The sequence below is a fragment of the Brevundimonas sp. LjRoot202 genome (assembly GCF_964253355.1).
In the GTDB taxonomy this organism is placed as follows: Bacteria; Pseudomonadota; Alphaproteobacteria; order Caulobacterales; family Caulobacteraceae; genus Brevundimonas.
Genome location: NZ_CAXUQW020000002.1, coordinates 148,218 through 166,941 on the forward strand (window position 1 = coordinate 148,218; position 18,724 = coordinate 166,941).

Genomic DNA, 18,724 nt, shown 5'->3' on the forward strand with positions numbered 1-18,724 from the left:
CCCGGACTCAATGGCGGTCCGGCGACGATGTTCCGCCACGGACGGCTGACAGGCGCCCCTTCTGCGGCTAGAAGGCGCGGCCATGAGCGCTCCGCAGAAGACCATGGCCGAACTGGCCGCCGAATACGGCCTGGCCCCCAACGAATATCAGGTCGTCCTCGACCGGCTGGGGCGCGAACCCAACAACGTCGAACTGGGCGTGTTCTCGGTGATGTGGTCCGAGCACTGCTCGTACAAGTCGTCGAAGATCCACCTCGGCAAATTCCCGACCAAGGGACCGCGGGTGATCTGCGGGCCGGGCGAGAACGCCGGGGTCATCGACATCGACGACGGCGACGCCTGCATCTTCAAGATGGAGAGCCACAACCACCCGTCCTACATCGAGCCCTATCAGGGCGCGGCGACCGGCGTGGGCGGCATCATGCGCGACGTCTTCACCATGGGGGCGCGGCCGGTGGCCCTGCTGAACGCCCTGCGCTTCGGCGATCCCTCGCATGAGAAGACCAAACGGCTGGTCAAGGGCGTGGTCTCGGGCATCGGCGGCTACGGCAACTGCGTCGGGGTGCCGACCGTGGGCGGCGAGACCAATTTCCACGCCGGCTACAACGGCAACATCCTGGTCAACGCCATGTGCGTGGGCGTGGCGCGGGCGGACAGCCTGTTCTACTCGGCCGCCCCGGCGCCGGGCCTGTCGGTGGTCTATTTCGGCTCGAAGACGGGACGCGACGGCATCCACGGCGCGACCATGGCCTCGGCCGAGTTCGACGAGGATTCGGACGAGAAGCGTCCGACCGTGCAGGTCGGCGATCCCTTCGCCGAGAAGCTGCTGATCGAGGCGACGCTGGAGCTGATGGCCTCGGGCGCGGTGGCGGCGATCCAGGACATGGGCGCGGCGGGCCTGACCTCGTCCTCGGTCGAGATGGCCGGCAAGGGCGGCGTCGGCATCGAGCTGAATATGGACGCCGTGCCCCAGCGCGAAGAGGGCATGACGGCCTATGAGATGATGCTGTCGGAGAGCCAGGAGCGGATGCTGGCGGTGCTGAAGCCGGGCCGCGAACAGGACGGCTACCGCATCTTCGAGAAGTGGGGGCTGGACGCCGCCGTCATCGGCGTGACCACCGACACCGGTCGACTGGTGCTGAAGCATCACGGCGAGACGGTGTGCGACGTGCCGCTGGCCCCGCTGTTCGACGACGCGCCGCTGTACGACCGGCCCTGGGTCCAGCCCGAGCTGCAGCCGCGCCTCGACCCGAAGGAAGTCCCGGCGCCGGACAGCTGGGTCGATGCGGTGATCAAGGTTCTGACCTGCCCCGACATGGCCTCCAAGCGCTGGCTCTGGGAGCAGTACGACCGCCACGTCATGGCCGACACCCTGCAGGACTCCTCGACCGGGGCCGACGCCGGCGTGGTCCGGGTGCACGGGACGGACAAGGGTCTGGCCATGACCTCGGACTGCACGCCGCGCTATGTGCAGGCCGACCCCTACGAAGGCGGCAAGCAGGCGGTGGCCGAGGCGTGGCGCAACCTGACAGCGGTCGGTTCGCGACCGATCGCCATCACCGACAACCTGAATTTCGGCAATCCGCAGCGGCCCGAGATCATGGGCCAGATCGTCCGCGCGATCGACGGCATGGCGGAAGCCTGCCAGGTGCTGGACTTCCCGGTCGTGAGCGGCAACGTCAGCCTCTACAACGAGACCAATGGCGCGGCCATTCCGCCGACCCCGACGGTGGGCGCAGTCGGCCTGCTGACCAACTATGACGTGGTCACCGGCTTCGGCGGCATGAACGAGGGCGACGTGCTGGTGCTGATCGGCGAGACGGTCGGCGAGCTGGGCTCGTCGATCTATCTGCGCGAGGTGCTGGGCCGCGAGGACGGTGCTCCGCCGTCGGTGGACCTGATGCTGGAGCGCAAGACGGGCGACTTCGTCCGCGCCCAGATCGAGGCGGGCGCCCTGACCGTGGTGCACGACCTGTCGGATGGCGGCCTGATCGGCGCGGCGGCGGACCTCGCGCTGGCCTCGGACGTCGGCGTCGAGCTGGACGCGAGCTCGGCGACCCACGCCCACATCCTGCTCTTCGGCGAGGATCAGGCGCGGTATCTGGTCGCCGTGCCGGACGCGACGGAGATCATCGCGGCGGCGCAGGCGGCGGGCGTGCACGCCAGCGTCGTGGGCCGCGCCAAGGGACGCGACTTCGCCTCGGGCGGGCCGGACGGCGATCTGTTCCGCCTGCCGCTCGAACACCTGCGCGAGATGCACGAGCGCTGGCTGCCGGAGTGGATCGAAGGCGTCCACGGATGAAGCGGTTCGCGCTCGCCGCCGCGCTTGTCGCCGTCGCGGCCTGCTCGGAGGGCGGCGACCCGGTGCAGATGGCGCTCAGGGACGCGTCGGCGGCCCGTCAGGCGGCGGCGGTCAAGGAGGGCTCGACCCGTGCTCCGGCCGCGCCCGTCGCCGGGCGGGACACCACGGGCGACGCGGCCTATGTCGCCGGCATGATCGAGCACCACCGCGCAGCCGTGAAGATGGCGGTCGACGCCCTGGCCCGATCGGACGATCCGGAAATCCGCCGGCTGGCCCAGGCGGAGATCGACAAGCGCACGCGCGAGATCACCGAGCTCCAGTCGTGGAAGCCGGCGGCGTAGGTTGAACCCACAGCCGGCCTTCGGCGAGGTCGAAGGTCATGATCCAGTCCTTCATCACCGGAAGCCCGATATTGCCGTCGATGATCATGTCGCGGACGCGCGCCTCGACATGGGCGGCGACCTCGCGCCCATCGGCGCCGGTCAGCTTCAGATGGAGGGGCTGCCGCTCGACGTCAGCGGCGAGCCCCAGGGGTCCGGCCGAGGTCCTGGCGACCTGAAGCGCGCCGTCGCTGCCTGAATCCAGTTGCATCCACAGGTCGCCTTGCGCCGTCGGCACGCGCGCCATGACCGTCAGGCTGATGCCGCCCGCTTGGCGGTGAAACCGGACCGGGAGTTCGACCGCCGTCGCGATCCGCGCCGCGAGCGAGCCCGGCGTCTCGAAGGTCAGCCGTCCGGCTCCCAGCTCCAGGGTGAAGGGTCGGTCCGCGAGGACATCAAGAGCGATCAGCCCCTCGATCCGCGGAGCCTCGGGCGGAAGCAGCGAGGTGAGGTCGAACACGCCCGCGCTGGGAACGGTCAACGCCTCCCCCCCGGCAGTGATCGCCAGATCGTCGCAGCGCGGCATGGTCAGACGCTCGCCGGACAGGCGAAAGCCGGTGATCTGGGCGAACGGCGTACAGCCCGCCTTCTCCGCCAAGGCCGGGCTGATGACGCTGACGCCGCCGCCCGTGTCGAACAGGAATTGTCCGGTCTCGCCAGCGACGGTCACCTCGACCGTCCGGATGCCGAAGTAGTCGCCGAGGAGGACCGTGCGCGGCGCGGTCTGCGCTGTCGCGGCGGTGGAAAGCGCCAGGGCGGCGGCGAGGACGGTGCTGAAACGAATGACCATGGGAAGCTCCTCCTGTGGCGCCGAACCTAGCAGTCCTCGCGGCCCCGGCTCGTTAATTGGCGGTAACGGGTAGCGCGTCGCCGGCCGGTCAGCTCGACCCGCGAGATCGCGGAGATGCAGGCGTGGGAGCCGGCGTCGAGCAGGTGAGACGTCGGCCGGACTGACCCCGCGGAACCGGCGCTAACGCGTAAGGGCGTTGGACTGATCGAGCGTCTCTACGGGAGACCTCTGCGCCTCACCGGAACGATCATGAGCACCGCGGCGAGCACCACCCCGATGCAACCGCACAACGCACCCACTGCGACCAGAAGGGCGGATTGACCGACCGTCCCAGGATCTATGTATGTGCGATTTAAATCCAGCGACACATTCATCAGAATCTTCGCGGCGCCATAGACGCCCAGTAACGGCCCGAAAGCCGCCAGCATCCGCGCCAAGGTCAATGAGATATTCCTGAAGCGACCCCGCATAATGAGGTCAGCCAAAACAACCACCGAGATCGTTAAGGTCAGCCAGAATATGCCCTGAAGCACGAGGTTTGCTGTCGGTTCAAGCCCCTCGGCAAGCATATAGCTGGGCAACCGGCCATGCGGCTCCTCGACAACTTGCACCGGCACCATGGAGCCCTCCCCCGACTAGCCATGCGAAAAGATGTTCAGAGCACCTTGTCTGGGTCAATGGGGCAGCCGGGGCCTTGGGCCCCTAAACCGAGGGCACGGTCTGCCTCAATCGCCCCCCCACCCGGATCGGCTCGACCCGCGTGGCCAGTCCGGTCTTGTCGTCGGTCTCGACATAGACGCCGCAAATCGTCGCCGGGCCGTGGGCCGGCGTGTAGCGGCCGCCGGACAGGCGGGTGGTGAAGCGCCGCAGGGGTTCTTCCTTCTCGTTGCCGATGACGCTGTCGTAGTCGGCGCAGGCGCCGGCGTCGGTCTGGTAGGCGGTGCCGCCGGTCAGGATCTGGCAGTCGGCGGTCGGGACATGGGTGTGGGTGCCGACCACGAGGCTGGCCCGGCCGTCGCAGAAATGGCCCATGGCCATCTTCTCGGAGGTGGCCTCGCAGTGCATGTCGACGATGATCGCGTCGGCGACCGCGCCCAGCGGACAGGCGGCCAGTTCCTTCTCGACCGCGCCGAACGGGTCGTCGACCGCGTCCATGTGGATGCGGCCCAGCGCGTTCATGACCAGAACGGTCTTGCCGGAATGGGTCTCGAACAGATTGGCGCCTGCGCCGGGAGCGTCCATCAGGCGCGGGTAGTTGAGCGGCCGGATCAGGCGCGGCTCGCGCACGATATAGGTCAGGGCCTCGCGCTGGTCCCAGCTGTGGTTGCCCAGCGTCAGGCAGTCGGCCCCGGCCATGAACAGTTCGCGGGCGGTGTTCTCGGTGATGCCGAAGCCGCCGGCGGCGTTCTCGGCGTTGACCACCACGAAGTCGAGCTTCAGGTCGCGCTTGAGCGCCGGCAGGTGGTCGCTGAGACCGTCGCGGCCGGACTTGCCCACCACGTCGCCGAAGAACGCCAGTCTCATACGATCTGCCTCATGGGACGGCTCTATAGCCCCTCTCGGTCAGAACGCCATGCAGGCGGATATCGTGTGCTTCGAGCGCCAGATTTTCGAGTTCCTGTCCCGCGTAGGCGAAACCGATCCGGCGCGCGTCCGGCAGGGCCGCGAAGGTCCGGTCGTAGTAGCCGCCCCCCTGCCCCAGCCGACCGCCCGCCGCGTCGAAGGCCAGTAGCGGCGTGATGATCAGGTCGGGCGTGACCGTGGCGGCCAGCGGGAAGGGCGCCGGCACCCCCGCCTCGTCGAGCTCGAGCGGCTCGCCCGGGGACCAGTGGCGGAAGATCATCGGAGCGTCGCGCTCGATCACCACCGGCAGGCACAACCGACGGCGGAAGCGGCCCAGCGTCATGGAAAGCGCGTCGGCGTCGATCTCGGAGCCGATGGCGCGGTAGACGGCGACGATCTCGCCCGGCGGCAGATCGCCCGCGTGCTCCGCCGCCCTGAGCGACGCCTCCGGGTCCAGGCCGGCCAGACGCTTGCGGGTCGCCCGCATGGCTGCCCGAAGTTCGTGCTTGTCGATCATGGAAAAGCCGCCGGAGACCGCGTCGGGCACGCGCACGACCGGTAGCGCTCCACCAGCCCCCGCTCAAGCGGCGAGCGACCGCGTCGAGAGCGATAGCGCACTGAAGGGAGAAAGGTGGCGGCGCCGCAAGAACCGTGAAGGGCGTTTAAATCCTCTCGACCTGGGTAGCCAGGTGGGCTCCGTGTGCCCGGGCCCTCGAGCCCAAACAGGGACAGATCCCTTCGAGTGAATTAAGGTCGCGAGGAAATGTTGCCTTCGACGAGGGCCGCAGCAAGACCCGCCGTCGAGCAAGATAGTCGCTCCGCCGGGGCGGAACAATGGCGGGGCTTCAAAGTCCCTGGGCGATCTTCTCGAGGCGGGCGGCGACGGCGTTGAGGGCTTCAGCGACCCCGTCGGTCGTGGGCGCAGCGTCGGCGGCCGGCGCCCCGCCGTTCAGCCGGGCCTCGTGCAGTTCGTCAGCCAGCATCAGACCGGCCATCAGGAACAGGCGGATGTCGCCGACGTGGCCGACTTCGCCGGCGACCTGGCGGACATGGCCGTCGAACTGTTTGGCGAGGATGCGGACGCGCTCCTCCTGCCCGTCGGCACAGCCGACGGCGTAGGGGCGGCCGTTGATCTCGACCGTCACGGTCGCCATCAGCGCGCCTCCTGTTCGGCGAGACTGTCGCGGATGGCGTCAGCGGCGCGGGCCAGCACCTCGGCGGCGTCGCGGCCGGCGGATTCGAGGTCGTGGATGCGGGCGCGGTCGGTTTCGCTGGACGGCTGGGGCGCGAACAGGTCGTCGTCCGGGGCCCGGCCGGCGGCGCCGGCGCGGCTTTTCAGGTCGAGCAGGCGGCGTTCGAGCAGCGCCAGAGCGCGATCAACCCGGTCCTTGGCGGCCGATGCAGCGTCCATACAGGTCACATCCTCCAGAATCCGTATAGAACCCGCTGGCGCGTCGGGGTAAAGCGGCGCGCCTCCCTTTTTCCGCCTTCCGACGAAAGGTCCGCCCGTGACCGACGCTAAAACCGTATCCGAAAAAGCCACGCCGAAGCAGATGGCGGACGCCATTCGCGTCCTGGCCATGGACGGCGTCGAGAAGGCGAAGAGCGGCCACCCCGGCATGCCGATGGGCATGGCCGACGTGGCGACGGTGCTGTTCTCGAAATTCCTGAAGTTTGACGCCAGCCGCCCCGATTGGGCCGACCGCGATCGCTTCATCCTGTCGGCGGGCCACGGCTCGATGCTGATCTACGCCCTGCTGCACCTGACCGGCTACAAGGCGGCGACCAAGGAGGAGCTGTCCAACTTCCGCCAGTGGGGCTCGAAGACCGCCGGCCACCCCGAGTTCGGCCACATGCCCGGCGTCGAGACCACCACCGGCCCGCTGGGACAGGGACTGGCCAACTCGGTCGGTTTCGCCATAGCCGAGCGGCATCTGGCGGCGAAATACGGATCCGACCTGGTCGACCACCGCACCTGGGTGATCGCCGGCGACGGCTGTCTGATGGAAGGCGTGTCGCAGGAGGCGATCACGCTGGCGGGACGCTACAAACTGAACAAGCTGACGGTGCTGTGGGACGACAATTCGATCACCATCGACGGGGCGGTCTCGCTGTCGGACGCGACCGACCAGAAGGCGCGCTTCAAGGCGGCCGGGTGGGTCGTCAGGGCGATCGACGGCCATGACATGGGACAGATCAAGGCGGCGCTGAAGTGGGCGACGCGGCAGGACAAGCCGACGCTGATCGCATGCAAGACCAAGATCGGCCGCGGCGCGGCGACCATGGAAGGCAGCCACAAGACGCACGGGGCGGCGCTGGGCGCGGCCGAGATCGCCGCAACGCGTCTGGGCCTGTCGTGGACGCATGAGCCGTTCGAACTGCCCGAGGCGGTCGACAAGGCGTGGAAGAAGGTCGGCAAGCGCGGCGTCCGCGACCGCAAGGCGTGGGAGGCCCGGCTGGCGGCTTCGTCGCAGGCCGCCGACTTCACCCGCGCCATGAGCGGCGACCTGCCGGAGGGCGCGTTCGCCAAGCTGGACGCGAAGATCGCCGAACTGGTCGAAACCAGGCCCGCACAAGCTACGCGCCAGTCCTCGGGCGCCGCGCTGGACGAGCTGTTCGCCGCCGTGCCGGAACTGATCGGCGGCTCCGCCGACCTGACCGGATCGAACAACACCTTCGTCAAGGGCACGCCGATTTTCGACGCGCCGACGTATGAGGGCCGCTACGTCAACTGGGGCATCCGCGAATTCGGCATGGCCGCGGCGATGAACGGCATGGCTCTCCATGGCGGCGTCATCCCTTACGGCGGCACCTTCATGGTGTTCTCGGACTACAGCCGTCCGGCCATCCGCCTCGGCGCCCTGATGGGCGTGCGGGCCATCCATGTGCTGACCCACGACAGCATCGGCCTGGGCGAGGACGGGCCGACGCACCAGCCGGTCGAGCATCTGGCGGCGCTGCGGGCGATTCCCAACCTGCTGGTGTTCCGCCCGGCCGACACGGTCGAGGCGATGGAGTGCTGGCGTCTGGCGCTGGAGCACAAGACCGCGCCGTCGGCGCTGGCCCTGTCGCGGCAGAAGACGGCGGCGGTGCGCACCGCGGCTGCGTCGGAGAACCTGTCGGCGCGCGGCGCCTATGAGCTGAAGGCCGCGAGCGGCAAGGCAAAGGCGACCCTGTTCGCCACGGGCACCGAGGTGCCGCTGGCTCTGAAGGCGGCGGAGACGCTCGAGGCGGAAGGCACGCCCACGCGCGTGGTGTCGGTCCCCTGTTTCGAGCTGTTCTTCCAGCAGGACGCCGCCTACCAGGCGTCGGTGCTGGGTCGCGGCACGGTGCGGGTCGCGGTCGAGGCGGCTATCCAGCAGGGCTGGGAGCGGTTCATCGGCGAGGACGGCGGCTTCGTCGGCATGACCGGCTTCGGAGCCAGCGCCCCGGCCGAGGTGCTGTACGAGAAGTTCGGGATCACGGCGGAGGCGGTGGTCGCGGCGGTCAAGGCGCGGCTCTAGCCCGATGGCGCATCTCGGCGCCGTCAGCCTGCTGGTCCGCGACTATGACGAGGCGATCGGCTTCTTTGTGGGGACGCTCGGCTTCGCCCTCAGCGAGGACGCGGACATGGGCGGCGGCAGGCGCTGGGTGCGCGTGACGCCGAAGGGCGGGCAGACATCGCTGCTTCTGGCGAAGGCCACGACAGACGAGCAGCGGGCGGCGATTGGAAACCAGGCCGGCGGCCGCGTGTGGCTTTTCCTCGAGACCGACGACCTGACCCGCGACCACGCTACGTGGGCGGGGGCCGGGGTGCGCTTCCGCGAGACGCCGCGGCATGAGACCTATGGCAAGGTGGTGGTGTTCGAGGACCTGTACGGCAACGCCTGGGACCTGATCGAGCCCGCCCGAACCGGAGACTGACCCGATGCGCATTGGCACGCCCCTGTCACCCGGCGCCACCCGCGTCATGCTGCTGGGCGCCGGCGAACTGGGCAAGGAAGTCGCCATCGAACTCCAGCGCCTGGGCGTGGAGGTGATCGCTGTCGACCGCTATCCCAACGCCCCGGCGATGCAGGTGGCGCACCGCAGCCACGTCATTCCGATGACCGATCCGCAGGTGCTGGTGGGGGTGATCGCCGCCGAAGCGCCGCACATCATCGTGCCCGAGATCGAGGCCATCGCCACCGAGGTGCTGGTCGAGATCGAGGCGGCCGGCCACGCCGTGATCATCCCCACAGCGCGGGCGGTCAACCTGACCATGAACCGCGAGGGAATCCGGCGGCTGGCGGCGGAGGAACTGGGCCTGCCGACCTCGCCCTACGCCTTCGTGAGCAGCGCGGCGGAGCTGGCGGAGGCGGCGGAGCGGATCGGTCTGCCGGTGTTCGTCAAGCCGGTGATGTCGTCCTCGGGCAAGGGTCAGTCGATGATCGAGACGATGGAGGACGTTCCGGACGCCTGGGCCTACGCCCAGTCGGGCGGCCGGGTCGAGACGGCGACGGTGATCGTCGAGGGACGGATCGACTTCGATTTCGAGATCACCCTGCTGACTGTGCGGTCCATGAGGGACGGGTCGGTGCGGACCGACTTCTGCGCCCCGATCGGGCATCGGCAGGTCAGGGGCGACTATGTCGAGAGCTGGCAGCCGCAGGCGATGACGCCGGCGGCGCTGGCGGCGGCGCAGGACATCGCCGGCAAGGTCACCGATGCCTTGGGCGGGCTGGGCGTGTTCGGGGTCGAGCTGTTCGTGAAGGGCGACGAGGTCTGGTTCTCGGAGGTGTCGCCGCGGCCGCACGACACCGGGCTGGTGACACTGGCCACCCAGACACAAACCGAGTTCGCCCTGCACGCGCGCGCCATCCTCGGCCTGCCGGTCGACGTCAGCCAGCGCGACATCGGCGCCAGCGCGGTGATCTACGGCGGCGTCGAGGCGACCGGCATCGCCTTCGAGGGCGTGGCGGAGGCGCTGACGGTCCCGACGGCGGACCTGCGCCTGTTCGGGAAGCCGGAGAGCTATGAACGCCGCCGGATGGGCGTGGCGACCGCGCGGGGCGAGACGGTCGAGCAGGCCCGGGAACGGGCGTGCGAGGCGGCCTCCAGGGTCCGGCCGATCGCGGACTAGAGCGGCGCGGCAGCCGTGGTCGCGGCCTGAGAGGGCGCGGGCGGCGCGAGCGCGGCGATGGCGAGCTCCAATACGGGATCGGGTCCACCGGCCCCATCTTGGGCCGACGCCTTCAGATCGGGCGTGACCCCGCGCTTTTCCAGCCGCACGCCGCCGGCGGTGACGAAGTCGGAGCGGCTCAGGCTGAGGCGGCCGCCGTCGGGGAGGCGGGTATCCTGCGAGATCAGCACGGCCCCGGCCGTCGGTTCGCCGACCACCACAGCGCGGCCGGCTTCCTGGAGTGCGGCGGGAGTGAGTTCGGCGGCGCTGCGGCTGTTGGAATCCACCAGCACGGCGACCTCGTTGGCGGCCGGAGCCTCCAGATCGCCGCAGCCGCCCGCGGTCTTCAGCACGATGGCGCGGCCCGAGCGGGTGGTCCGGGTGGCCCAGGCCAGGTCGCGCGGCAGGAAACAGCTCAGCACGGCGTCGGCCTCGAGCAGCCGCCCGCCCGGATTGCCGCGCAGGTCGAGGACGACATCGGTCTCGGGCGGCAGGGCCGCCAGCTGCCGGCCCATCCAGTCGCCGAGACCGGGATCGAAGGCGTTGACGCGAAGCACCGCCACGCCCGGGCGGGACAGGTCGGCCATGAAGGACGGGCGGGGCTGCATGATCCGGGGCGTGAGGGTCAGGGAGCGGCGCGTCCCCTCCGGGTCCGAGAAGGCCAGGGTCACCGCCTGCCCCTCGACGACATCCAGTTCCGGAGACCAGGCATCCGCGCCGGTGGCGTCCAGCCGCCATCCCGGGGTCACGCCCCCCGCCTCGGCCGGGGAGCCTTCCCGGACCGCCTCAACGACATAGTGGCCCGGCCGATCGGGGTCGGGCCGCAGGGTGACGCCGATGGCGGCGCGGGGTTCATGGATGGTGTCGAGGCGGCGGGCCACGGCCGGAGCCGAGGCGCCCGCGTGGTCGTCGTCCAGCAGGGCGAGCATCTCGCCGAGCACGCGGTAAAGCGTCCGGTCATCGGGCGCGGCGAGAGCGCGGGGGCGGAAGCTGCGCCGGGCGCCGTTCCAGTCGACGCCGTGGAGGGCGGGATCATAATACTGGCCGCGGACCTCGCTCCAGACGCGGTCGAAGACGCGCTGGTTCATCCGCGCCCGCTCGCGGCTCGGGCGGGGCGGGGCGTCGACGGAGACGGCCGTCGCGTCCGGCCCGACGGCGGGATCGCGCGCGAGCGCCGGCGCCGCGACGAGCGCAAGGCTCATCGCGGCTGATCCGGCCAGTCGGAGAAGGAGGCGGCGGAGGTTCATCGGGGCCACGATAGGGCGGCCGACCTCCGTTCTTCAAATCACGAAGACGCAGGCCTCGATCAATCTTCGGCGCGGGTTTCGATGCGATGGGTGAAGACCTGGACATCGCCGTCCCCGCCCCGCTCCCCTTCCTCGATGAAGCCGGAGTGGTCGGCGTCCATGCGGGTGAAGGCCTCGCGCAGTGGGCCAGTGAACTCGGCCTCGCTGATCCTGCCGTCACCGTCCTTGTCCATGTCGGCGTGGCCCTCGCCGCCCAGATGGCGGATCTCGATGCGGGAGTCGCCGTCGGCGTGGCCCGCGTGGCCCGGCCCATGGACCCTGTGCGGCATGCCGTGGCCGCCGGCTCCGCGAAGGATGATCTCGCGCTCCTCGCCGCCCGGATGGGCAGGGCGCATCTCGAAGTGGGGGGCGCCGGACTCGCCGGCCGGTCCGCTGCGGAAGAACATGACGTCGCCGCCGTCGCCGTGACCGGCGGACCGCTCGTCCGTCGACAAGCGGCCGTCTCCGTCCTTGTCCATGCGGGCGAAATGCTCGTTCATCGGAGCGGTGAACTCTTCGCGCGAGACCTGGCCGTCGCCGTCCTTGTCCAGCGAGCCGGGTGCGGGCGACTCCAGAACCATGACCCGGGCATGGGCCTCGGGCGGCGCGGGCGGGGCCGGCGGCTCCTGCATGAGGACGGCGGAAAGGGCGATCAGGGTCAGCATCGGCGGTCGGCTCCCGTTGAAGGTTTCCCTGTTCGACCACGGCGGACTTGCGCTCGTGTTTCAGCGCCGTCCGGAATTGTTTCAACCCTGAAATGACGGAGCGACCGTGGTTCGTCACAATGGCCCCATGCAAGCCGACGTCGCTCCGCGCATCCTTGTCGTCGACGACGACCCCGGCATTCGCGAGGTGCTGACCGAGTACCTGGCCCAGCATGGCTATGCGGCCTCGGGCGCGGCGACGGCGACCGAGATGGATCGCGCCATCGCCGCCCAAAGGCCGGACCTGATCGTGCTGGACCTGATGATGCCGGGCGAGGACGGGCTGTCGGTCTGCCGGCGCCTGTCCGGCAAGGGACCGCCCATCGTCATGTTGTCGGCCATGGGCGAGGACACCGACCGGATCATCGGCCTGGAGCTCGGCGCCGACGACTATCTGGCCAAGCCGTGCAACCCGCGCGAACTGCTGGCCCGGGTGCGGGCCGTGCTGCGCCGGCCGCGCGAGACGGACGAGGCCGAGGGGCCGTGCCTGGCCTTCGCCGGCTGGCGGCTGGACCTGATGCGGCGCGAACTGACCCGGCCGGATGGGCGGACGGTGGCGCTGTCGGCGGGCGAGTTCGCCCTGCTGCGCGCCTTCGCCGAGCGACCCGGGCGAATCCTGACCCGCGACCAGCTGCTGGAGCGGGCCCGGGGCGCGGATGCGGACGTCTTCGATCGCGCCATGGACGTGCAGATCAGCCGTCTGCGCAAGAAGCTGGACGACGGTTCAGGGCTGGAGATGATCCAGACCCTGCGGGGCGAGGGCTATATGTTCGACGTGCGGGTCGAGCGCCTGAACGGCGGCGCCGGCCGGGGCGGCTCGTGAAGCGGCCCTCGTCCCTGCCCGTCCTGGTCCAGGTGGCGGCGCTGGCGGCGCTGGCCGTGGTCATGTCGCAGGCCGTCGCCTTCGCGGTGGTGGTGCTGGCCCCCGAGCCCCGGCCGACGGGCTTCAGCATAGAAGCAGCCGCGAACGCCCTGAAGGGCGAACCGGCGGAGACGTCCGACGGGCGCGCGTTGAGGCGGCGGATCACTGACCAGCCCGTCTCTCCGGCCCGGATCGACCGGATCGATCCGATGGCGCTGGCCATCTCCGCGGGGCTGGCCCAGCGGCTGCGGGTCGAACCGGACATGGTCCGGGTGACGGTCGATCGCGGTCGGGCGCGCCGACCGGGCCCGGGGCGGGGCCTGGACACGGGGCGGCCGAACTTTTTCTTTGTCGGATCCGACGGCAAGGGCCGACCCGCCAGTGCGCCCGGGGGGGCTCCCCAGCCCAAGGCCGTGGAGCTGACCCGGGAACACGCCGAGATCGCCGCCCAGCTGCGCATGCGGCACCTGGTCCCTCGCGGGGACGCCGGAGCCATCGTCATCAACTCCGACACGCGCGAGTTCATCGTCCGCGCCGACCGCCTGACCTTCGCGCCGTTCTCGGCGTCGGTGCGCCAACCGGACGGCCGCTGGGCCACGGTCGTGCCGCCGCGGGGCCTTTTGTCGCCGTGGCAGCAGAGGCTGCTGCTCGCGCTCGGCATCTCGATGCTGCTGCTGGCGCCGCTGGTCTGGTGGATGGCGCGGCGGCTGACCCGCCCGATCCGGGTCTTCGCCGAGGCCGCCGAGCGGCTGGGGGCCGACCCGGACGCCGAGCCGCTGGCGCCTTCCGGTCCCAGCGAGGTGCGCACCGCCATCCACGCCTTCAACGACATGCAGGGCTCGCTGCGCAATCACATGCGCCAGCGGACCCAGACCATCGCAGCGATCGCGCACGACCTGCGCACGCCGCTGACCCGCCTGCGCTTCCGGGCCGAGCAGGCGCCAAGGGCGGTGCGTGACCGGATGGCTTCTGACATCGAGGAGATGGATGCGCTGATCGCCCAGGCCATGGCGTTCGTGCGCGGCGAAGCCACGCCGGAGCGGCGCGAACCGCTGGACCTCGGCGCCCTGGCGGCGGATTGCGCCGCGGGCTTTACGGAAACCGGCGCGGAGGTGAGCTTCGACGGCGGCGCCCTGCCGATCGAAGGCGACGCGGCGGCGCTGCGGCGGGCCCTGGCCAATCTCATTTCCAACGCCGTCAAATACGGCGGCGCGGCGCGGGTGAAGGCCTTCGCCAGCGACGACCGCGCCGTGGTCGAGATCGGGGATGACGGCCCCGGCCTGGAGGAGGGCGAACTGGAGGCGGTGTTCGAACCCTTCCATCGCGGCGAGCGATCGCGCAGCCGCGAGACCGGGGGGGCGGGCCTGGGCCTGACCGTCGCCCGGCAGGCGGCGCGGGCGCACGGCGGCGACGTGGTCCTGATCCGGCGGCCCCGCGGGCTGACGGCGCGCCTCGACCTGCCGTTGGCGCCGGCGACCCTCGATTGAGTCAGACGCCGTTCCTCCGCTGAAGCGTTACAGTTCATCACGCCTTGTTACAGCCGCGGGGTTGAAACCCCGCGCCGCCGGTTCCATTGAAGCGCCAACGACAAATCCAAGCCTCAGGAGCCCGCCCCATGACCGTCCGCGTCGCCATCAATGGTTTCGGCCGTATCGGCCGTCTCGTCCTGCGCTCGATCGTCGAGCATGGCCGCAAGGACATCGAGGTGGTGGCGATCAACGACCTGGGCCCGGTGGCCACCAACGCCCACCTGCTGCGCTATGACTCCGTGCACGGCCGGTTCCCGGGTACGGTCGAGAGCGGCGACGACTGGATCGACGTCGGGACCGGCAGGATCAGGGTCACGGCCGAGCGCGATCCGGCCAAGCTGCCGCACAAGGACCTGAAGGTCGACATCGCGCTGGAATGCACCGGCATCTTCACCTCGCGCGACAAGGCCGCCGCCCACCTGACCGCCGGCGCCAAGCGTGTGCTGGTTTCGGCCCCGGCCGACGGCGTCGAGAAGACCATCGTCTTCGGCGTCAACCACGACACCCTGACCGCCGACGACATCGTCGTCTCGAACGCCTCTTGCACCACCAACTGCCTGGCCCCGGTGGCCAAGGTGCTGCACGAGCTCTTCGGCATCGAGCGCGGCTACATGACCACCATCCACAGCTACACCGGCGACCAGCCGACGCTGGATACGATGCACAAGGACCTGTACCGCGCCCGCGCCGCGGCGCTCAGCATGATCCCGACCTCGACCGGCGCGGCCAAGGCCGTCGGCCTGGTGCTGCCCGAGCTGAAAGGCAAGCTGGACGGGTCGTCGATCCGGGTGCCGACGCCGAACGTCTCGGTGGTCGACCTGAAGGTCGTGCCCGGACGCGATACGTCGGTGGAGGAGGTCAACAACGCCCTGATCGCCGCCGCCAGCAAAGGTCCGATGAAGGGCGTGCTGGTCACCACCACCGATCCTGTCGTGTCGAGCGACATGAATCACATCGCCGCCAGTTCGACCGTCGCCCTGCCCCAGACGCAGGTCATCGAGGGCAAGCTGGTTCGCGTGCTGAGCTGGTATGACAACGAATGGGGCTTCGCGACGCGCCTGAGCGACACGGCGCTGGCGATGGCGAAATTCATTTGATGGTATCGGCGCCGACTTCATTGCTCGGCGCCGCCGCCCCCGATGGTTCTCGCGGGTCGCCAGCATTCACTAGTTGAGATTCGCCTCATGACCTTCCGCACCCTCGACGACGCTCCCGCCCTCGCCGGCAAGACCGCGCTGGTCCGCGTGGACTTCAACGTGCCGATGGAGGGCGGCCGGGTGACGGAGGACACCCGGCTGCGGGTGGCGATCCCGACCATCGAAAAGCTGCGCGACGCCGGGGCCAAGGTGGCGCTGCTGGCGCATTTCGACCGACCCAGGGGCCAGCGTGTGCCGTCGATGAGCTTGCGGCCGGTGGTGGATGATCTGGAGCGGCTGCTCGGCGCGCCGGTGCGGTTCGCCGAGGACTGTGTCGGCGAGGAGGCCAGGGCGGTGCTGGCCGACGTCGACGCCGGCGGCGTGGTGCTGCTGGAGAACGTCCGCTTCCACGCCGGGGAGGAGAAGAACGATCCGGCCTTCGCGAAGCAGTTGGCTGAACTGGGCGACCTCTATGTCAACGACGCCTTCTCGGCCGCGCACCGGGCCCATGCCTCGACCGAGGGGCTGGCGCGGTTGCTGCCCGCCTATGCCGGGGAGTCGATGCGGCGCGAGCTGGATGCGCTCGACGCGGCGCTGGGCAATCCGCAGAAGCCGGTGCTGGGCATCGTCGGCGGAGCCAAGGTCTCGACCAAGCTGGACCTGCTGAAAAACCTGGTCGGCAAGCTGGACCGGCTGGCCATCGGCGGCGGCATGGCCAACACCTTCCTGTTCGCACAGGGCGTCGATATCGGCGGCTCGCTGGCCGAGAAGGACATGGCCGACACCGCGCGGGATATCCTCGCCGAGGCCGAGGCGAAGGGCTGCGAAATCCTGCTGCCGATCGACGTCGTGGTCGCGACCGAGGTCAAACCGGGGGCCGAAAGCCGCACCGTGCTGGCCCGCGAGGCGATCGGCGAGGACGAGAAGATCCTCGATGCCGGACCGCTGACGGTCGAGAAGCTGGTCAAGGCCATGGCCCTGTCGCGGACCCTGATCTGGAACGGCCCTCTGGGGGTGTTCGAGGTCCCGCCCTTCGACGCGGCCACGGTCAAGGCGGCGCAGGCTGCGGCGCAGCTGGTCAAGTCCGGTGCGCTGGTCGGCGTGGCGGGCGGCGGCGACACCGTCGCGGCCCTGCATCACGCCGGGGTTGCCGGGGACATGACGTTCGTGTCGACCGCCGGGGGCGCCTTCCTGGAGTGGATGGAAGGCAAGCCCCTTCCTGGCGTGGAGGCGCTCCGGGCCTGACGTGGCCGTTCCGCCACTCTGCCCGCTATGGCGGGGCCCGGGCTGTAACAATGCGTGACTTCGGGCCACGGCGGAGCTAGACCACCGCCCAACAACAAGCTCTGGAGGAAATCATGGATTTGGCGGCGCTCAACGCAGTGGCCCAGGCGATGGTCACGCCCGGCAAGGGCATTCTGGCGGCCGACGAATCCACGGGGACGATCAAGAAGCGCTTCGACGCGATCGGGGTCGAAAACACCGAAGAGAACCGCCGCGACTACCGCGAGTGCCTGTTCCGGGCCGAGCAGACCATGCGCGAGCACATCTCCGGCGTGATCCTGTTCGAGGAGACCCTGTACCAGGACGCCAAGGACGGCACGCCGCTGGTCGAAATCATCAAGGCGGCCGGCTCGATCCCGGGGATCAAGGTCGACAAGGGCGCCACCAAGATGGCCGGCTTCCCCGGCGAGACCGTCACCAAAGGCCTGGACGGCCTCAGCAAGCGCCTGCGCGCCCACTATGAGCGTGGCGCCCGCTTCGCCAAGTGGCGCGGCGTCATCGACATCGCCGACGGCGTGCCGACCTGGGGCTGCATCAAGTCCAACGCCCACGCCCTCGCCCGCTACGCCCGCATCTGCCAGCAGGAGCAGATCGTGCCGATCGTCGAGCCCGAGGTGCTGATGGACGGCTCGCACGACATTGCGCGCTGCGACGAGGTCACCCGTCAGGTGCTGCAGACGGTGTTCAACGAACTGTACGAACAGCGCGTGGCGCTCGAGGGCATCATCCTCAAGCCGAACATGGTCATCTCCGGCAAAGGCAGCGTGCGCCAGGCCAAGGTGCATGAAGTGGCCGAGCGCACCATCGCGGCGCTGAAGGCGACCGTGCCGTCGGCCGTGCCGGGCATCGCCTACCTGTCAGGCGGCCAGACCGACGAGCAGGCCACCGCCCACCTCGACGCCATGAACCGCATCGGCGGCTTCCCGTGGAAGATGACCTTCTCGTACGGGCGCGCGCTTCAGGCGTCGCCGCAACGCGCCTGGTCGGGCAAGGCCGAGAACGCCGTCGCCTGCCAGTCCGCCTTCCACCACCGCGCCCGCATGAACGGCCTGGCCTCGCTGGGTCAGTGGGAGAAGAAGCTGGAGAAGAAGGCGGCCTGAGGCCTCACCAGCTCCCGTACTGGTCGCGGAAGCGCCAGTGGACATCGCGGACGTCGCGCTCGGCGTCGTCGATCTCATCCTGGGCCCTTCGCCAGTCGCGTTCGGTGTCAGCGCGTTCGCGACGGATCTCGGCGATGCGCCCGCGGACCTCTTCGCGCTGGGCCTCGGTCAGGCCTTCGGCGCGCGCCTCCGCCTGTTTGGCGATGATCTTTTCGTCCAGTTCCTCAAGCCGGTTTCCGAGGCTGTCCACACGGCTGCGGGCGCTCGATAGGGCCTGTTCGACTGCGTGCACGACCTGACCATCGCGATAGGCGTACATGAAGTCCGCCTCCAGTTCGGAGGGGCAGACGCCGGCGTAGGCTGAGCCAGTGCGCCCGACCTCGAAGCCCTTGTACGGCGTGCAGTAATGCACGAGGCCTTCCCGGCGCCCGGCGACATAAGAGGCCGCGTCGGGAGAAACACCGTGCTTGGCGCAAGCTTCGGCATGCTCGTCCAGGCGGCTCATGGTCAGGCCGGACTGGCCGTCGGCGTAGCCTTGCCCCGACCAGTCTCCGGCCATGCACTGCTCCGCGCTCATGGTCGCGCAGCTGCCCAAGGCGAGCGCGGCGCCAGCCGCCGCGGCCGCGGTGATCAGAAGTTTCATCGGAC

The 18,724-nt window shown here is 69.8% G+C and carries 19 protein-coding genes and 1 other RNA gene; 10 read left to right on the plus strand and 10 right to left on the minus strand.

Annotated elements, in window-relative coordinates; all coding sequences use genetic code 11:
* Positions 1 to 82: 82 nt before the first annotated feature.
* Both purL and ACSQ1L_RS05655 read left to right on the plus strand, forming a co-directional pair.
* Positions 83 to 2,302 (plus strand): phosphoribosylformylglycinamidine synthase subunit PurL, encoded by a 2,220-nt coding sequence (gene purL / locus ACSQ1L_RS05650; protein WP_435992809.1) that lies wholly within the window; start codon positions 83 to 85, stop codon positions 2,300 to 2,302.
* Positions 2,299 to 2,643 carry a DUF305 domain-containing protein gene (locus ACSQ1L_RS05655; RefSeq protein ID WP_435992811.1) on the plus strand — a complete coding sequence of 115 codons (345 nt, stop codon included), beginning with the start codon at positions 2,299 to 2,301 and terminating at the stop codon, positions 2,641 to 2,643. Before purL ends, ACSQ1L_RS05655 begins: the two co-directional genes overlap by 4 nt.
* Here the strand turns inward: ACSQ1L_RS05655 and ACSQ1L_RS05660 are convergent.
* The 7 genes from ACSQ1L_RS05660 to ACSQ1L_RS05690 form a co-directional block, all read right to left on the minus strand.
* Positions 2,609 to 3,472 carry an aspartyl protease family protein gene (locus tag ACSQ1L_RS05660; RefSeq protein WP_435992813.1) on the minus strand — a complete coding sequence of 288 codons (864 nt, stop codon included), beginning with the start codon at positions 3,470 to 3,472 and terminating at the stop codon, positions 2,609 to 2,611. The genes ACSQ1L_RS05655 and ACSQ1L_RS05660 overlap by 35 nt on opposite strands.
* 215 nt (positions 3,473 to 3,687) lie before the next feature.
* Positions 3,688 to 4,092 (minus strand): hypothetical protein, encoded by a 405-nt coding sequence (locus tag ACSQ1L_RS05665; RefSeq protein WP_435992814.1) that lies wholly within the window; start codon positions 4,090 to 4,092, stop codon positions 3,688 to 3,690.
* An 82-nt stretch (positions 4,093 to 4,174) separates the two neighbouring features.
* Positions 4,175 to 4,996 (minus strand): TIGR00282 family metallophosphoesterase, encoded by an 822-nt coding sequence (locus ACSQ1L_RS05670; protein ID WP_435992816.1) that lies wholly within the window; start codon positions 4,994 to 4,996, stop codon positions 4,175 to 4,177.
* 10 nt (positions 4,997 to 5,006) lie between these two features.
* Positions 5,007 to 5,588, minus strand: coding sequence for a 5-formyltetrahydrofolate cyclo-ligase (locus ACSQ1L_RS05675; protein WP_435992818.1), 582 nt, complete (start codon positions 5,586 to 5,588; stop codon positions 5,007 to 5,009).
* A gap of 80 nt (positions 5,589 to 5,668) precedes the next feature.
* A non-coding RNA gene (gene ssrS / locus ACSQ1L_RS05680) (6S RNA) lies at positions 5,669 to 5,829 on the minus strand.
* A 51-nt stretch (positions 5,830 to 5,880) separates the two neighbouring features.
* Complete coding sequence (locus tag ACSQ1L_RS05685; protein ID WP_435992820.1) at positions 5,881 to 6,189, minus strand: cell division protein ZapA; 309 nt, start codon at positions 6,187 to 6,189, stop codon at positions 5,881 to 5,883.
* Positions 6,189 to 6,446: a hypothetical protein gene (locus tag ACSQ1L_RS05690; RefSeq protein WP_435992822.1), complete on the minus strand. Its 258-nt coding sequence runs from the start codon at positions 6,444 to 6,446 to the stop codon at positions 6,189 to 6,191. Before ACSQ1L_RS05690 ends, ACSQ1L_RS05685 begins: the two co-directional genes overlap by 1 nt.
* A gap of 142 nt (positions 6,447 to 6,588) precedes the next feature.
* On the opposite strand from ACSQ1L_RS05690, the gene tkt reads away from it, so the two are divergent.
* Genes tkt through purT form a run of 3 tightly spaced genes read left to right on the plus strand, consistent with a single transcriptional unit; the run spans position 6,589 to position 10,136 of the window.
* Complete coding sequence (tkt, locus tag ACSQ1L_RS05695; protein ID WP_435993657.1) at positions 6,589 to 8,538, plus strand: transketolase; 1,950 nt, start codon at positions 6,589 to 6,591, stop codon at positions 8,536 to 8,538.
* A gap of 4 nt (positions 8,539 to 8,542) precedes the next feature.
* The gene (locus ACSQ1L_RS05700) at positions 8,543 to 8,938 is read left to right on the plus strand and encodes a VOC family protein (protein WP_435992824.1); all 396 of its coding nucleotides are present in this window, start codon (positions 8,543 to 8,545) and stop codon (positions 8,936 to 8,938) included.
* Positions 8,939 to 8,942: 4 nt separating this feature from the next.
* Positions 8,943 to 10,136 (plus strand): formate-dependent phosphoribosylglycinamide formyltransferase, encoded by a 1,194-nt coding sequence (gene purT / locus ACSQ1L_RS05705; protein ID WP_435992826.1) that lies wholly within the window; start codon positions 8,943 to 8,945, stop codon positions 10,134 to 10,136.
* Here the strand turns inward: purT and ACSQ1L_RS05710 are convergent.
* Positions 10,133 to 11,377: a S41 family peptidase gene (locus ACSQ1L_RS05710; RefSeq protein WP_435992828.1), complete on the minus strand. Its 1,245-nt coding sequence runs from the start codon at positions 11,375 to 11,377 to the stop codon at positions 10,133 to 10,135. The two genes, purT and ACSQ1L_RS05710, sit on opposite strands and share 4 nt — an antisense overlap.
* A 104-nt stretch (positions 11,378 to 11,481) precedes the next feature.
* The gene (locus ACSQ1L_RS05715) at positions 11,482 to 12,126 is read right to left on the minus strand and encodes a hypothetical protein (RefSeq protein ID WP_435992830.1); all 645 of its coding nucleotides are present in this window, start codon (positions 12,124 to 12,126) and stop codon (positions 11,482 to 11,484) included.
* Between the two features lie 127 nt (positions 12,127 to 12,253).
* Between ACSQ1L_RS05715 and ACSQ1L_RS05720 the strand changes: the two genes are divergently transcribed.
* The 5 genes from ACSQ1L_RS05720 to ACSQ1L_RS05740 all read left to right on the plus strand — a co-directional run bounded on the left by ACSQ1L_RS05720 (position 12,254) and on the right by ACSQ1L_RS05740 (position 18,076).
* On the plus strand, positions 12,254 to 12,988 hold the full coding sequence (locus ACSQ1L_RS05720) for a response regulator (RefSeq protein WP_435992832.1): 735 nt from the start codon (positions 12,254 to 12,256) through the stop codon (positions 12,986 to 12,988).
* Entirely contained in the window at positions 12,985 to 14,514 is a 1,530-nt protein-coding gene (locus tag ACSQ1L_RS05725; protein ID WP_435992834.1) for an ATP-binding protein, read from the plus strand. Before ACSQ1L_RS05720 ends, ACSQ1L_RS05725 begins: the two co-directional genes overlap by 4 nt.
* A 128-nt stretch (positions 14,515 to 14,642) precedes the next feature.
* Entirely contained in the window at positions 14,643 to 15,653 is a 1,011-nt protein-coding gene (gene gap / locus ACSQ1L_RS05730) for a type I glyceraldehyde-3-phosphate dehydrogenase (RefSeq protein WP_435992836.1), read from the plus strand.
* An 87-nt stretch (positions 15,654 to 15,740) separates the two neighbouring features.
* Positions 15,741 to 16,937, plus strand: a complete 1,197-nt coding sequence (locus ACSQ1L_RS05735) for a phosphoglycerate kinase (protein WP_435992838.1) — start codon at positions 15,741 to 15,743, stop codon at positions 16,935 to 16,937.
* Between the two features lie 113 nt (positions 16,938 to 17,050).
* Positions 17,051 to 18,076 (plus strand): class I fructose-bisphosphate aldolase, encoded by a 1,026-nt coding sequence (locus tag ACSQ1L_RS05740; RefSeq protein ID WP_435992840.1) that lies wholly within the window; start codon positions 17,051 to 17,053, stop codon positions 18,074 to 18,076.
* A 4-nt stretch (positions 18,077 to 18,080) separates the two neighbouring features.
* On the opposite strand, the gene ACSQ1L_RS05745 is transcribed toward ACSQ1L_RS05740, so the two are convergent.
* A complete protein-coding gene (locus ACSQ1L_RS05745) occupies positions 18,081 to 18,719 on the minus strand; it encodes a DUF2799 domain-containing protein (RefSeq protein ID WP_435992842.1) in 639 nt (212 codons plus the stop codon).
* Between the last annotated feature and the right edge of the window lie 5 nt (positions 18,720 to 18,724).